The sequence below is a fragment of the Sphingomonas crocodyli genome, assembly GCF_004005865.1.
In the GTDB taxonomy this organism is placed as follows: Bacteria; Pseudomonadota; Alphaproteobacteria; order Sphingomonadales; family Sphingomonadaceae; genus Rhizorhabdus; species Rhizorhabdus crocodyli.
Genome location: NZ_SACN01000001.1, coordinates 399,086 through 413,642 on the forward strand (window position 1 = coordinate 399,086; position 14,557 = coordinate 413,642).

Here is a 14,557-nt window from a genome sequence, read left to right on the forward strand (position 1 = left end):
GGGAGGATCTGACGTTACCCGAACGCCCGCTGGATCAGCGCGCGGGTGGAGGCGTCGAAGCGGTCGGTGCCTTCGCTCTCGATCGACTTGGCAATCTCCTTGCCCAGTTCGACCCCGAACTGGTCGAACGGGTTGATGCCCAGCAGCACGGCGTTCACGAAGGTGCGATGCTCGTAGAAAGCGAGCAGGGCGCCGAGGCGCGCGGGGGTCAACTGGTCGATCAGGACCGTGGTCGACGGCCGATCGCCCGAATAGGCGCGTGCCGGATCGTCATTCGCCTTGCCCGCCATCAGCGCCGCACCCTGCGCGAAGCAGTTGATCAGCAAAGCGCGATGATGCCCGTCGTCGAGCGCATGGCCCGGCTCCGACACCGCGATGAACTCGACGGGGACGAGGCGGGTGCCCTGGTGGAGCAGCTGAAACACGGCATGTTGCGCATCGGTGCCAACCCCGCCCCAGGTGATCGCCGCGGTCGGGCCGTCGACGGGCGAACCGTCGGCCTTCACGCTCTTGCCGTTCGATTCCATCTCCAGCTGCTGGAGATAGGAGGGGAGGAGGCGCAGCCGCTCGTCATAGGCGAAGACGGCGCGGGTCTCGGCGCCGCGCACCGCCGAATAATATTGATCGACGAAGGCGGCCAGAACGGGCGCGTTCTTTTCCAGCGGGGCGAGGCGGAAATGGCGGTCCATCGCCGCCGCGCCCTCCAGCAGATCCTCGAACGCATCCCAGCCCAGACCAAGTGCGGCGGGAAAGCCGATCGACGACCAGAGCGAGTAACGGCCGCCGACGCTTTCGGAGAAAGGCAGGATGCGCGTCTCGTCGACACCCCATTCGAGCGCCTTGTCCGGGCTGGCGGTGAGGGCCACGACCTGCGCGTAGGGATCCTCGACCCCGCCTTCCTCCATCCACGACAGCACCGAACGCGCGTTCATCATCGTCTCGGTGGTGGTGAAGGTCTTGGACGCGACCACGAGCAGGGTCGCGGTCGGATCGAAGCTTTCGAACACTTCCTCCAGCGCCGCGCCGTCGACGTTCGAGACGACGGCGACGTCGTACCGATCGGTGTCGCGGCCCAGCGCGTCGATCAGCAGGTCCGGCCCCAGCGCCGATCCGCCGATGCCGACGTGGAGGACGTGGCGGATTGGCCCGAGCGCCTCGGCCTCGATCGCGTCGATCAGGGCGCGCATCCGCGCCTGCAGTCCGCGGGCGCGCGCGACGCTTTCGGGCGATCCCTGTCCGCGCTCAGCGCTATGTTCGGCGGCGCGGCCTTCGGTGACGTTGATCGTCGCGCCGGAGAACAAGGCATCGCGCTTCGCAGCCAGTCCGCGCGCGATGGCGAGATCGGTGAAGGCCTTCACCAGACCGGCATCGAGATGGGTTTTCGCGAAATCGAACAGGATGCCCGATTCTTCGAAGGCGAGTCGCGAGAGGCGGTCGGGTTCGGCCTTGAACAGGTCCGTGAGCGTCGTTCGAGGGGCTTCGACGATGGTCGAAGGCAGGCCATTGGGCTCGGTCATCGATGCGCTCCGTGGATTCGGTCTCAAAAAGCCGGTTTTCTGCTGATTTCGACCATCATGGTTACCCTTGGTTTACCATTGTGACGGACATGTTGAACCCCAGAGCAGTCAATGCCGCAATTTTCTTGGACGAGGACGCCGCAGGGGGCCGTTGGGGAGAACGTCGCTGTGCAGGACGAGATATTACGGCTGGCCTATGAGGTTTCGCGCGTCACCGAGGAAAAGGTCGATCGTATCGATCGGGTGATGAAGCAGACCGGCATGCTGGCGATCAATGCGCGCCTGGAAGCGGCGCGCGCGGGGGAGGCGGGGCGCGCCTTTTCGGTCGTCGCGCAGGAACTGGGCGTGCTGGCCACCTCGATCAGCCATATCGGCGGCGAACTGCGCCAGGCGATCACCGCGAACATCGCCTCGCTCAGCAATGCGGGCACGCAGATGCTCGTCGACTTCAAGGGCACCCGCCACACCGATCTTGCGCGATCGGCGGTCGAGATCATCGATCGCAACCTTTACGAACGCTCGTGCGACGTGCGTTGGTGGGCGACCGACAGCGCGATCGTCGATGTGCTTCAGGCGCCGACTCGCGACAGCGTTCAGCATGCGCGCGAACGGCTGGCGACGATCCTGCGCTCCTACACCGTCTATCTCGACCTGTGGGTCGCAGACCGCGACGGTCGCGTGATCGCGACCGGCCGGCCCGATCGCTATCCGCTCGCCCACAATCTCGATGTCTCGCAGGAGGCGTGGTTCCGCCACGCGCTGACCACCGCAAGTGGCGACGAATTCCGCGTGTGCGACATCACCACCAATCCGACCCTGGGCAATGCGCAGGTCGCGACCTACTCCACCGCCGTGCGCGCCGAAGGGCGGACGCGCGGCAACACGATCGGCGCGCTGGGCATCTTCTTCGATTGGGAACCGCAGGCGTCGGCGGTGCTAGATGGCATCGGGCTGACCCCGGCTGAGCGGCGCGCGTCGAAGCTGATGCTGCTCGATGCCAATCACCGTGTGATTGCGGGCGGCGATCATGGCGCGTTCGGCAGCCATTATCCGCTGCGCCTCGATGGTCGCAGCAGCGGCTATTATCAACAGGACGGCGCGCTGATCGCCTTTGCCGAGACGCCGGGCTACGAAACCTATCGCGGCCTCGGCTGGCTCGGCTGCATCGAGACGCGGAACGACGAAAGTCTCTAATCTGGCGCATAGGGCACAGAGCGGCTAAAGGGCCGCCATGCCCCCCAGACCGCCAGCCAAGCCGCCGAGTTCGTCGACCCGTTCCGCCCCCCGTCCGAAGCTGGGCCGTCGGCAGGCGCGGGGCGTGCAGGCCGCATCGGCCAATCCGCATCCCGCGCGCGCCGCAGCCGCCGCGAAGGGATCGAAGGAACCGCAGCGTATCGCGAAGCTGCTCGCGCGTTCGGGCGTCGCGTCGCGCCGTGAGATCGAACGGATGATCGCTGAGGGTCGCGTCGCGATCAACGGCGAGGTGATCGATACGCCCGCGACCCTGCTGACCTCGCTCAACGGTGTGACGGTGGACGGCAAGCAGGTCGAGGCGCCGCGTCCGACCCGGTTGTTCCTCTATCACAAGCCCGCCGGGCTGCTGACCGCAGAGCGCGATCCCAAGGGGCGACCGACCATCTATGACAAGCTGCCCGCCGGCCTGCCGCGGGTGATGCCGGTCGGGCGGCTCGATCTCAACACCGAGGGGCTGTTGCTGCTAACGACCGATGGCGAGTTCAAGCGCCAGCTCGAACTGCCCTCCACCGGGGTTCAGCGCAGCTATCGCGCGCGCGCCTTCGGCAACGTCACCCAGGAACAGCTCGAGGATCTGATCGAGGGGATCGAGATCGACGGCGTCCGCTATGGCGCGATCGACGCCAATCTGGAACGGCGGACGGGTGCCAACACCTGGATCGAAATGAAGTTGAAGGAAGGCAAGAATCGCGAAGTGCGCCGGGTGCTGGAGCATCTGGGCCTGCGCGTCTCGCGGTTGATCCGCACCGCCTACGGCCCGTTCCCGCTTGCCGATCTGCCGGTGGGCGAGGTGGTCGAAATCCGCCAGCACGATCTGGTCGCTTTCAGGAAAACGCTGGATAAATGAGAATCATCGCAGGGGAATGGCGCGGCCGATCGCTGATCGCGCCCGAAGGAAAAGCGACCCGCCCGACCGCCGACCGAACACGCGAGGCCCTGTTTTCGATGCTCGCGAGCCGGGTCGGCAGTTTCGAAGGGCTGCGCGTCGCCGATGTCTGTGCGGGAACCGGCGCGTTGGGCCTTGAGGCATTGTCGCGCGGTGCCGCGCACTGCACCTTCGTCGAGCGCGATCGCGCTGCGGTGGATGCTCTGAAAGCCAATATCGCCAAGATCGGCGCCGATGCCGAGGCGAAGGCCGAAGTGCGCGCGATCGCGGCGGAAAGCTTTACCGGTGGTTCCTACGATCTCGTCCTGATCGATCCGCCTTATGGCACCGGGCTGGCGCAGAAGATCCTGCCGAAGATCGGCGTCGCGCCGGGCGGCTGGGTGAGCATCGAAACCGCCAAGGGTGAGGCCGTCACGGTTCCCGGCTTCGAATCGGTGGTCGAACGGGTTCACGGCAAGGCGATGCTGACATTGTTGAGGGCTGAGGCATGAGTGCCACGTTGGCGGCGCTGCTGGCCGCGCAGGAGATCGTCGTCACCGGCCAAGGGCTCGGCGCGACCAAGGGCGATGCGGCGTTCGATGTCGTCTCGATCGATCGCAACCGGATCGAGACGAGCGCGAGCGGACGGATGGAAGACATTCTGCGCGACGCCGCGGGCTTCCAGCAGTTTCGCCGGTCGGATTCGCGCTCGGCGCACCCGACCAGCCAGGGCGCGACTTTGCGCGGGCTTGGCGGCAACGCCTCGACGCGCGCGCTCGTGCTGCTGGATGGCGTGCCGATGGTCGATCCCTTCGGCGGGTGGATCGGCTGGGCGGCACTCGATCCCGCGCGGATCGGCCATATCCGCGTTACGCGCGGCGGCGGCACCGGCGCATCCGGGCCGGGCGCACTGGCGGGCACGATCGAGCTGACGAGTGCGAGGCCCGATCAGATCGGGCCGGTCAGCGCCTCGATCGCTTATGGCAGTCGCGATTCGATCGATGCCGATGCCACGGTCGGCCTGAAGCTGGCGGGCGGCTATGCGATATTGTCGGCGGGCCATGCGCAGGGCGACGGCTTCATTCCGATCATCGAGCAGCAGCGCGGGATCGTCGATCGGGCCGCGCGCTATCGCCAGAGCCGGGCGTCGGCGCGCGCGGTGATGTCGCTGGGCGAGACGACCGAGCTGCAGGCCAATGGCAGCGTACTGGTTGATCGGCGCGATCGCGGTCTGCCGGGCACCGGCAACGGTAATCTTGCGGTGGACAGCAGCCTGCGCCTCGTCGGGCGCGGCGATTGGGCGTGGGAGGCGGCGAGCTGGCTGCAACTGCGCGAATTCTCCAGCGGTTTCGCCGCCGCCAATGCGGTGCGCACCACGGTCAACCGCTCGCTCGATCAATATCGCGTGCCGGCGACCGGCTATGGCGGGCGCTTCGAAATCCGTCCGCCGCTGGGTGACCAGCTGACGTTGCGCCTCGGTGGCGATGCGCGGCGCGTGACGGGGCGCACGCAGGAGACGGTGCTGGCCACCGGCGTCGATCGGCGCGCCGGCGGGCGGCAGGATGTGCTGGGCGCCTTCGCCGATGCGAGTTTCGAGGCCGATCCCAAGCTGGTGCTGACCGCCAGCGGACGGTTCGATCACTGGTCGATCGATCATGGCTATATCAGCGAGTTTTCCCCGGTCACCGGCCTGCCCACCGCCAATGGCCGCCCCTTCGCCGATCGATCGGGCGACGAGACGACCGCGCGCGGGGGCATCGCCTGGTCGCCGCTGGGCGCGCTGACGGTGCGGGGCGCGGCCTATACCGGCTGGCGCCTGCCGACCCTCAACGAACTGTACCGTCCGTTCCGCGCGGGAAATGACAGCACGCAGGCCAATGCCGCGCTTCAGCCCGAACGGGTGAAGGGCATCGACGGCGGTTTCGATTTCCATCCGCTGCCCGGCTGGCGGATGGGCGTGACCGTGTTCGAAAACCGGCTTGAGGATGCGATCGCCAACGTCACGGTCGCGGCGAACACGCGCCAGCGCCAGAATCTCGACGCGATCCGATCGCGCGGGATCGAGCTGGATGCCGAGGCGAGCTGGCGCGAATGGCATGGCATGATCAGCTGGTCGCACACATCGGCGAAGGTGCGCGGCAAGGGCGCGGCGCTCGCGCTCGATGGCATGCGCCCGGCGCAGACCCCGCGCGATCAGGGGAGTGCGACGCTCGAATGGCGGCGCGCCGGTTTCCGCGCGGCGACGACGGTGCGCTATGTCGGCAAGCAGTTTGAGGATGATCTCAACCGCCTGACTCTCGACGATGCGGTGACGGTCGACGCCGTGATCGGCGTGCCGATCGGACGCGGCTTCACGGCAGAGCTGCGTGCCGAGAATCTCGGCAATGCGCGGATCGAAGCGACACGATCGACCGATGGCCTCATCGAACGCGCGACCCCGCGCACGCTCTGGTTCGCTCTGCGCTACGCGGCGCGTTGAGCCGAAAGTTTCCTATAGGAAACTTTTTGCAGGTCGGGTTCGCTGGGTTCGTTGCGGCCTTCTGCAACGACGAAGGATGGTGACAGCGGTAGATCGCCGCGTCATCAAGCAGCAATGAAGATCGACACCGACGCTCCGCCACCCGTGCGGCCGCCTTTCTATCGCTCGCTTTATGCGCAGGTGCTGGTGGCGATCGCTCTGGGCATCGCGCTCGGCCATTTCGCGCCCGATGTCGGCGCCAGCCTGAAGCCGCTGGGCGACGCCTTCATCAAGCTGGTGAAGATGATCATCGCGCCGGTCATCTTCCTGACCGTCGTGACCGGCATTGCGGGGCTCGGCCATCTGGGCGATCTCGGCCGCGTCGCGGGCAAGACCTTCGGCTATTTCCTGGTGATGTCGACGCTGGCGCTGATCGTCGGCCTCGTCGTTGCCAATCTCGTCCAGCCGGGCGCGGGCCTCCACATCGCGCCCGCCAGCCTCGATGCCAGCCATGTCGCCGATTATGCGGCCAAGGCGCATGATCAGACGATGGTCGGCTTCCTGACGGGGATCATTCCGACCACGCTGGTCTCCGCGATTGCCGACGGCGACATATTGCAGGTGCTGTTCGTCGCGATCCTGTTCGGGATCGCGCTGTCGCTGTCGGGGGAGGTTGGGGCGCCGATCCTCGATCTGTTCGAACGGCTTGCGCAGGTGGTGTTCCGCCTTGTCGCGATCCTGATGAAGGCGGCGCCGATCGGCGCGTTCGGCGCGATGGCGTTCACGATCGGCAAGTTCGGGCTGGGCACACTCGTCAATCTGGGCGGGCTGGTCGCCTGCTTCTACCTGACGTCCTTGTTCTTCGTGATCGTGATCCTGGGCGCGGTCGCCGCCGCTTCGGGCTTCTCGATCCTGAAGCTGATCGCCTATCTGAAGGACGAACTGCTGCTGGTGCTGGGCACCTCCTCATCCGAAAGCGCGCTGCCGCTGCTGCTGGAGAAGATGGAGCGCGCGGGCGCATCGAAGCCCGTCGTCGGGCTGGTCGTGCCGACCGGCTATTCGTTCAACCTCGACGGCACCAACATCTACATGACGCTCGCGGCGCTCTTCATCGCGCAGGCGTGCGACGTCGATTTGACGCTGGGGCAGCAGATCAGCCTGCTGCTCGTCGCGATGATTTCGTCGAAGGGCGCGGCGGGGGTGACGGGCGCGGGGTTCATTACTTTGGCCGCCACCTTGTCGATCGTGCCGTCGGTGCCGGTGGCGGGCATGGCGCTCATTCTGGGCGTTGATCGCTTCATGTCCGAATGCCGCAGCCTCACCAATTTCGTCGGCAATGCCGTTGCCACGATCGTGGTCGCCCGGTGGGAAGGCGCGTTGGATCGCGACAAACTCAAGGCCGCGCTTGGCTGACAGGAGCGGTAGCATCGGTTAAGAAACGACCCGATGTCGCTCCTTACCCCCAGCAAGCAGCCCTTCTTCGCCGACAAGAACAAGGCGTTCTGGACGCTCCAGTCGGCTGGCTGGACCGGTTATTTCGTGCTCCGCACCCTGGGCGGCATCGCGAACAATATGGGCCTGTTGTTCATCGTGCCGACCGCGCTGACCACGGCGACCGGCTATTCGCTGACCCTGCTGATGGCGTCCGCCTATCGACGGTTGATCCGGCAGAAGCCGATCATCACCTGGGGCGTATCGATCGTCCTGCTGGTGTTCGCCTCCGCGATGTTCTCGTCGATCGAGACCTGGGCGCATGCGACCTTCTATCGCCCGCGCGAGATGCCGGAGGGGGTCCAGTTCTTCGGCGCGATCCTGCTCGATTTCGCGCTGCTCGCGGCCTGGTCGTCGCTCTATTACGGCATCAATTTCTACCTGCTGCTCGAAGAACAATCGGATCGTGTCGAGCGGCTGGAAAATCAGGCGTCGTCGGCGCAGCTGGCGATGCTGCGCTATCAGCTCAACCCGCATTTCCTGTTCAACACGCTCAATTCGATCTCGACCTTGGTGCTGCTGAAGGAGACGCAGCGCGCGAACACGATGCTGTCGCGCCTCAGCTCCTTTTTGCGCTATACGCTGGCCAACGAACCTTCGGGGACGGTGAGCCTCGCGCAGGAGGTCGAGACGCTGAAACTCTACCTCGATATCGAAAAGATGCGGTTCGAGGATCGGCTGCGCGCCCATTTCGAGGTCGATCCTGCGGCGGCCGAGGCGCGGCTGCCCTCGCTGCTGCTCCAGCCGCTCGTCGAGAATGCGATCAAATATGCCGTGACGCCGATGGAAGACGGCGCGGACATCAATGTCGAGGCGCGTGTCGCAGGAATTGAACCCGATCGCAGGCTGATCGTTACGGTCAGTGATACTGGGCCGGGCTTGAACGATCTGACGGCCAGACCCAGCTATTCAACCGGCGTCGGACTGGCGAACATTCGCGACAGACTGGCGCAGGCTTATGGTGCGGACCATCGTTTTGAGGTCCAAACGGATCGGGAGGAAGGGTTCGGTGTCCTCATCGACATCCCCCTCCAGACGCGTGAACAGCTTAGGGACGTTGCATGACGATCAGAACCATTCTCGTCGATGACGAGCCGCTGGCCATCCAGGGCCTGCAACTGAGGCTTCAACCGCACGAGGATGTCGAAATCATCGAGACCTGCCTGAATGGCCGTGAAGCCATCAGAGCGATCAAAACGCACAAGCCCGATCTCGTCTTCCTCGACATCCAGATGCCGGGCTTTGACGGTTTTTCGGTGATCCAGGGCCTCATGGAGGTCGAACCCCCGCTCTTCGTCTTCGTGACCGCCTATCAGGATCATGCGATCCGCGCGTTCGAAGCGCAGGCGGTCGATTATCTGCTCAAGCCCGTCGACGAACAGCGGCTCGCCGCGACGCTCGATCGCGTGCGCCAGCGCCTCGCCGAGAAGAAGGGGCATGAGGAGGCCGGTCGCCTCAAGGAAGTGCTGGCCGAGGTCGCGCCCGACGCGGTCGAGACTCTGGCCGACAGCGCGGACGATGCGCCCGCCGCCAACCGCTTCGAAAAGCTGATCAACATCAAGGATCGCGGCAAGATCTTCCGCGTCGATGTCGACACGATCGAACGGATCGATGCCGCCGGCGATTATATGTGCATCTACACGGGCGATAACACGCTGATCCTGCGCGAAACGATGAAGGATCTGGAAAAGCGGCTCGATCCGCGCCGTTTTCAGCGCGTCCACCGCTCGACCATCGTCAATCTCGATCTGGTCAAGCAGGTGAAACCGCACACCAACGGCGAATGTTTCCTGGTGCTCGATTCGGGGGCACAGGTGAAGGTCAGCCGGTCCTATCGCGAAGTCGTGGCGCGCTTCGTCCATTGACCTTGGCATTGATCCCGGCATTGACCCGGCAAGGCTAACATCTCATTCGGGCGGCGACCTTTAAGGGAGCCGCCCGATGACCATCCGCCCGCGCCGCAGCGCGCTCTACATGCCCGCATCGAACCTGCGCGCGATCGAGAAAGCCAAAAGCCTCGATTGCGACGTCGTGATCCTCGATCTCGAGGATGCGGTGGCGCCCGACATGAAGGCCGAAGCGCGCGCCAATGCGGTCGCGGCGGTGAAGGCGGGCGGCTTCGGGACGCGCGAACTGGTGATCCGCGTCAACGCGCTCGATACCGAATGGGGCGCGGCCGATTTGGCCGCCGCCGCAGGTTCGGGCGCAGACGCGGTGCTCGCGCCCAAGGTGTCGAGCGCCGAGGAAGTCGGCCGCTATCATGCGGCTTTGTCCTCCGCGCCGGCGATGGGCTTCTGGTCGATGATCGAAACGACCCGCGCGATCTTCCGGCTCGATGCGATTGCCGAAGCTTCGGCGGCGCGTCCCGCCTGCTGGGTGCTGGGCACGAACGATCTCGCCAAGGAAATGGGCGCCAAGCTGACGGTCGATCGCGCGCCCTTCCTGGGCATGATGGGCCTCGCCGTCGCGGCGGCGAAGGGGCATGGCGTCGGCGTGATCGACGGCGTCTATAATGTCCTCGACGATCAGGAGGGGCTGGAGGCGCAGTGCCGCCAGGCGAAGATCTTCGGCTTCGATGGCAAGAGCCTGATCCACCCCAAGCAGGTCGAGCCCGCCAATCGCCTGTTCGGCCCCTCGGAGGAGGAGATTGCCTGGGCCGAGGCTGCGATTGCGGGCTTCGCTGCGCCCGAAAATGCCGGCAAGGGCGCAATCAGGGTCGGCGGCGAAATGGTCGAACGGCTGCACCTTGCTGAAGCCGAACGCATCGTCGCAATGGCGAAAAGTAGCTAGGCGAGCAGAAAATCCGGAGCATTTTCATAAGATTATCCGGCTTCCCCCACTTATGTGCTCCGTGATACACTTGCGCTAACGACAATGGCCTGTTGGAGGGGGAGACGGGCAGCGGGTCTCAGAATCCGGGTCGCAGCCTTATGGCCGCGCGGTTGGCCGCCGCGGCGAGCGGCGTTTGCCTGCTGCTCGGCGCGACTGTCCTCATCGGCTGGATGGCGGGTGAGCCTCGCCTTACGACGCTTGGAGTAAGCCGGCTTGCGATGCCGCCGATCGTCGCGGCATCGGCCGTGGCGCTGTCGGCGGGCCTGATCGCTCGATTGATGGGCGCGCCGCTGGCCGCGCGGCTTCTGACCATCCTCGGCGCGCTGTTCGCCTGCCTGCCCGCGATCGCACCGATCGTTCAGATTGCGTCGCCGGTCGATCATTTCCTCAACACGCTGTTTCCCTCGCCCGATCCGCCCCGGCTGGCGACGACGCGGATCGCGGTGACGCTGATCCTGCTGATGCTGGCGGCGGCTTCGTGGCCCGACAGCGGCCGGGGGGGCTGGCCCGCCAAGGTCGCGGTGGTGCTGGCGACGATCGCGCTGCTGTTCTCGGCGACGATCGCGATCGGGCACCTCATCGGTATCGAGGCGGCCGAACTCGGCCCACGCACTCTGCTCCTGTCGGTGCCGGGGGCGCTGATCGCGTCGACGCTGGCGGGCGCCATCCTGATCTGGCGGCATGGCGACGGCTGGCCCGGCTATTTCGCGATCGATGCCGAAACCGCCGCGATCGAGGGGTGGCATCTGCCCGGCATCATCCTGATGGTCGCGTTCGCGCAGATATTGCTCCACGCGGCGGCGCGGATGGCGAAGCTGCACCCCGCGATGATCGATGCCGCCGTCGTGGTGCTCAATGTTGCGATCGCCACCGCGATCGTCGGCCGCGCGGCCGAACGATCCGCGCGTAACCGGGCGGAGCGCGATGCGCTGGTCGATACGATCGATCTGGCGCCGGTGCTGGTCGTCGATCAGGGCGGGGTGATCCGTTACTGGTCGCATGGCTGCACCGAAATCTACGGCTGGAGCGCGGAAGACGCCGTCGGCCAGCGGCGCGACGAATTGCTCGCCTGCGTTTCGGTGCCCAATGGGGATGGAATCGAGGAGGAACGGATCGAGCTGCACCGCGACGGGCATGAGCTGGTCATTCTGAGCCGTGGCAGGCCGGTGGCCGTGTCCGATCAGGGGCCGGCAACTGTGATCGCGCTGACCGACATCACCGCCCGTCGCGCGGCCGAATCCGCGGTGCAACTGCGCGATCAGGCGATTGCGATCACCGAGGCGCGGCTGGCCACCGCCGTCGCGGTGCAGGGCATCTTCATCTACGAATATGATCTGGTCGCCGGGCATCTGCGCTGGTCAACCGGGGATCAGACACTGTTTCGCGGCAGCCTTGGTCGTGATGGCAATCCCCGCCGCCTCAGCCACCAGGTCGCCGACATTCTGGGCCGCGCGATCGAACAGCGGCAGGTGCGCGTCCATTTCAACATGCCATTCGAGGATGAGGAGGGCGTCGCCCGCCACGCCGAAAGCTGGGCGCGGATCATCTACGATGACGATGGCAATGCGCTGCGGGTGATCGGAACCTATCTCGACGTCACCGATCGCGTCGTCGGCGAACATGCCCTGCGAGCGGCCGAGGCGGAAATGCGCGCCATTCTGGCCACCATGCCCGACGCGCTGGTGGTGTGCGACGAGGAGGGCGTGATCCGATCAGCCAGCGCCGCCGCCGACGTGCTCTATGGTTGCGAACCGGGCGCGCTGATCGGGATGCACATCTTCGATATAGACGCGCGCCCCGCCGATGGGCGCGAAAAGGCGCAGAGCATGGCCGAACTGGTGGGTGACGAACGGCGCTGGCCGGGTCGCATCACCGTCTGCCGGTTGGATGGCGAGGATGTGCCCGTTCTCGCCACGGTCAGCGAAACGACGGTCGACGATCGGCAGATGTTCGTGATCTCTGCGCGCGACATGCGCCCCGCGATCGACGCCGAAGCCCGCCTCGTCCGTCTGCGCTCGCAACTCGATCAGGTTTCGCGCGCCGGGATGATGGGCGAACTCGCCGCCGCGCTGGCGCATGAGATCAACCAGCCGCTCGCCGCGATCGTCAATTTCCTGGGCGCTGCCGACATCATGCTAGCCGAAGACGAACGCCATCGCCCCGCGATCGAGGCGATACGCCATGCGAGCGAGCAGGCGAGCCGCGCGGGCGAGATCATCCGCCGCCTGCGCGCCTTCATCACCCGCGGCGAAATCGACATGCGGCCGGAGCGGATCGCCCCGCTGGCGGAGGAGGCGACCGCACTCGCCATGATCAACCGTGGATCGCGCGACATCCGCATCCGTTATGCGTTCGAGGCGAGTAACCGCGAGGTGATGTGTGATCGGCTGCAGATACAGCAGGTTTTGGTGAACCTGATCCGCAACGGCGCGGACGCGATGGCCGCGGATGGCGGTGCGGGCCGCGACCTGATAGTTTCTTCAGCCATGCGTGACGATGCTATGCTCGTCCTGTCCGTGCGGGATCATGGTCCGGGTATCGATCCGACCATGTACGAACAGCTGTTTCGCCCCTTCGCCACCACGAAGCGGGAGGGGATGGGTTTCGGCCTGTCGATTTCGCGCCGCATCGTCGAGGCGCATGGCGGCACCTTATCGGTGCTGCCGGCCGATGGGGGGGGCAGCGTCTTTCAGTTCACATTGCCGGTCGCTGGGTCCGTTGGGGGGACTGCCTGATGACACGCTGCATCTATCTGGTCGATGACGATGAGGGCTTCAGCGCCTCGGTGGCGCTGGTGGTCAAGACGCGGCTCGATGTCGAAGTGGTCAGCTTCGCGTCGGGCGAAGCCTTTATCGCCAAATTGCCGACATTGCCTTCGGGATGCCTGCTGCTCGATCTCGCCTTGCCGGGCATGAACGGGCTCGACGTGCTGCATCAGGTGCGGGCGCTCGACGGGCGGTTCGAAACGATCGTGCTCACCGGCTTCGGGGACATCTCGCGCGCGGTCGAGGCGATGAAGGCAGGGGCGAGCGACTTCCTCGAAAAGCCGTCGAGCGCGGACACGCTGACCACCGCGATCGAAACCGCCTTCGGCCGGATCGAGGATCGCGAGCGGACCGAACGGGTCGCGCGGGCGGCGCGCGAGCAGATCGAAAAACTCACGCCGCGCGAACGCGACGTGCTGATGGGGCTGGTCGAAGGACGGGCGAACAAGGTGATCGCCTATCAGCTCGATATCAGCCCGCGCACCGTGGAAATCTATCGCGCGCACCTGATGGAGAAACTGGGCGTGCGCAGCGTGGCGGAGGCGGTGCGGATGGCCTTCGCATCGGGCCTCGTCCCGCTGATGCCGGATGAGAAGGCTTAAACCCTAGAACTCGGCGTCGAGTTCTTCCATTTCCTCGGGCTCGGCAAGCGCGGCGGCGGTCCATTCCTGGACGAAGTCCCAGCCGAGCACGGTCGCGCTATAGGCGCGGCTCGGCGCGTCCAGCGGGATCGCATAGGTCTGGAAGCGCGTCGCCACCGGCGCGAACATCGCGTCGGCGACGGTCGGCTTGTCGCCGAACAGCCAGGGGCCGCCATAAGCTGACAGGCATTCGCGCCAGATCGCCTGGACGCGATCGATGTCGGGCTTTGCGCCCGCGAACAGGCGGAAGCTGTCGTGGCGCGCCTTCAGGTTCATCGGCAGCGCCGATCGCAGATTGTGGAAGCCCGAATGAATCTCGCCCGAAACGCTGCGGCAATGCGCGCGTGTCTTGGGATCGGCCGGATAGAGGCCGGCTTCGGGGAAGCATTCGTTGAGATATTCGGCGATCGCCAGCGTATCCCACACGCTCACATCGTCGCGCGTCAGCCGCGGCACCAGCACCGACGGCGACAGCAGCAGCAGTTCGGCGCGCTGTCCGGGGGCGTCGATCGGCACGCGTTCCTCGGTGATGTCGAGCCCGCCGAGCTTGCACAGCAGCCAGCCGCGCAGCGACCAGGACGAGTAATTCTTGCTCGATATGGTCAGGACTGCCTTCGCCATCGCCCCATTCCCCTCCGTGCCTTATTGTGTCCTACCGCTTCGTCGCCTCGAAGCAAACATTTATGGCGCACTGCAGCATATAATGGATTATGCAGGTGGTGATCCCGTCGCGA

The 14,557-nt window shown here is 65.7% G+C and carries 12 protein-coding genes; 10 read left to right on the top strand and 2 right to left on the bottom strand.

Annotated features, from left to right (window positions below):
* Positions 1-14 precede the first annotated feature (14 nt).
* Complete coding sequence (pgi, locus tag EOD43_RS02025) at positions 15-1,517, bottom strand: glucose-6-phosphate isomerase (protein ID WP_127740610.1); 1,503 nt, start codon at positions 1,515-1,517, stop codon at positions 15-17.
* 168 nt (positions 1,518-1,685) lie between these two features.
* Between pgi and EOD43_RS02030 the strand changes: the two genes are divergently transcribed.
* From EOD43_RS02030 to EOD43_RS02075, 10 genes are all read left to right on the top strand, one after another.
* A complete protein-coding gene (locus EOD43_RS02030; protein WP_127740611.1) occupies positions 1,686-2,711 on the top strand; it encodes a cache domain-containing protein in 1,026 nt (341 codons plus the stop codon).
* 37 nt (positions 2,712-2,748) lie between these two features.
* Complete coding sequence (locus EOD43_RS02035) at positions 2,749-3,618, top strand: pseudouridine synthase (protein WP_127740613.1); 870 nt, start codon at positions 2,749-2,751, stop codon at positions 3,616-3,618.
* Positions 3,615-4,148 carry a 16S rRNA (guanine(966)-N(2))-methyltransferase RsmD gene (gene rsmD, locus EOD43_RS02040; RefSeq protein WP_127740615.1) on the top strand — a complete coding sequence of 178 codons (534 nt, stop codon included), beginning with the start codon at positions 3,615-3,617 and terminating at the stop codon, positions 4,146-4,148. Before EOD43_RS02035 ends, rsmD begins: the two co-directional genes overlap by 4 nt.
* Positions 4,145-6,115 carry a TonB-dependent receptor gene (locus EOD43_RS02045; protein ID WP_127740617.1) on the top strand — a complete coding sequence of 657 codons (1,971 nt, stop codon included), beginning with the start codon at positions 4,145-4,147 and terminating at the stop codon, positions 6,113-6,115. Before rsmD ends, EOD43_RS02045 begins: the two co-directional genes overlap by 4 nt.
* A gap of 114 nt (positions 6,116-6,229) precedes the next feature.
* A complete protein-coding gene (locus EOD43_RS02050) occupies positions 6,230-7,507 on the top strand; it encodes a dicarboxylate/amino acid:cation symporter (protein WP_127740619.1) in 1,278 nt (425 codons plus the stop codon).
* A 33-nt stretch (positions 7,508-7,540) separates the two neighbouring features.
* Complete coding sequence (locus EOD43_RS02055; protein ID WP_127740621.1) at positions 7,541-8,650, top strand: sensor histidine kinase; 1,110 nt, start codon at positions 7,541-7,543, stop codon at positions 8,648-8,650.
* Positions 8,647-9,450, top strand: coding sequence for a LytR/AlgR family response regulator transcription factor (locus EOD43_RS02060; protein WP_127740623.1), 804 nt, complete (start codon positions 8,647-8,649; stop codon positions 9,448-9,450). The genes EOD43_RS02055 and EOD43_RS02060 overlap by 4 nt, the downstream gene beginning before the upstream one ends.
* Before the next feature lie 76 nt (positions 9,451-9,526).
* On the top strand, positions 9,527-10,375 hold the full coding sequence (locus EOD43_RS02065) for an HpcH/HpaI aldolase/citrate lyase family protein (protein ID WP_127740625.1): 849 nt from the start codon (positions 9,527-9,529) through the stop codon (positions 10,373-10,375).
* 140 nt (positions 10,376-10,515) lie between these two features.
* Entirely contained in the window at positions 10,516-13,152 is a 2,637-nt protein-coding gene (locus tag EOD43_RS02070) for a PAS domain S-box protein (protein ID WP_127740627.1), read from the top strand.
* Positions 13,152-13,784 (top strand): response regulator transcription factor, encoded by a 633-nt coding sequence (locus tag EOD43_RS02075; protein ID WP_206363475.1) that lies wholly within the window; start codon positions 13,152-13,154, stop codon positions 13,782-13,784. The genes EOD43_RS02070 and EOD43_RS02075 overlap by 1 nt, the downstream gene beginning before the upstream one ends.
* Positions 13,785-13,787: 3 nt before the next feature.
* Here EOD43_RS02075 and EOD43_RS02080 read toward each other — a convergent pair whose 3' ends face one another.
* Complete coding sequence (locus tag EOD43_RS02080; RefSeq protein ID WP_127740631.1) at positions 13,788-14,444, bottom strand: glutathione S-transferase; 657 nt, start codon at positions 14,442-14,444, stop codon at positions 13,788-13,790.
* Positions 14,445-14,557: the final 113 nt, after the last annotated feature.

Bases quoted from the DNA above. Each gene is read 5' to 3' on its own strand.
- EOD43_RS02035 (WP_127740613.1), top strand. From the start codon at position 2,749: ATGCCCCCCAGACCGCCAGCCAAGCCGCCGAGTTCGTCGACCCGTTCC.
- EOD43_RS02060 (WP_127740623.1), top strand. From the start codon at position 8,647: ATGACGATCAGAACCATTCTCGTCGATGACGAGCCGCTGGCCATCCAG.
- EOD43_RS02045 (WP_127740617.1), top strand. From the start codon at position 4,145: ATGAGTGCCACGTTGGCGGCGCTGCTGGCCGCGCAGGAGATCGTCGTC.
- EOD43_RS02075 (WP_206363475.1), top strand. From the start codon at position 13,152: ATGACACGCTGCATCTATCTGGTCGATGACGATGAGGGCTTCAGCGCC.
- EOD43_RS02065 (WP_127740625.1), top strand. From the start codon at position 9,527: ATGACCATCCGCCCGCGCCGCAGCGCGCTCTACATGCCCGCATCGAAC.
- EOD43_RS02055 (WP_127740621.1), top strand. From the start codon at position 7,541: ATGTCGCTCCTTACCCCCAGCAAGCAGCCCTTCTTCGCCGACAAGAAC.
- EOD43_RS02080 (WP_127740631.1), bottom strand. From the start codon at position 14,444: ATGGCGAAGGCAGTCCTGACCATATCGAGCAAGAATTACTCGTCCTGG.
- rsmD (WP_127740615.1), top strand. From the start codon at position 3,615: ATGAGAATCATCGCAGGGGAATGGCGCGGCCGATCGCTGATCGCGCCC.
- pgi (WP_127740610.1), bottom strand. From the start codon at position 1,517: ATGACCGAGCCCAATGGCCTGCCTTCGACCATCGTCGAAGCCCCTCGA.
- EOD43_RS02070 (WP_127740627.1), top strand. From the start codon at position 10,516: ATGGCCGCGCGGTTGGCCGCCGCGGCGAGCGGCGTTTGCCTGCTGCTC.
- EOD43_RS02050 (WP_127740619.1), top strand. From the start codon at position 6,230: ATGAAGATCGACACCGACGCTCCGCCACCCGTGCGGCCGCCTTTCTAT.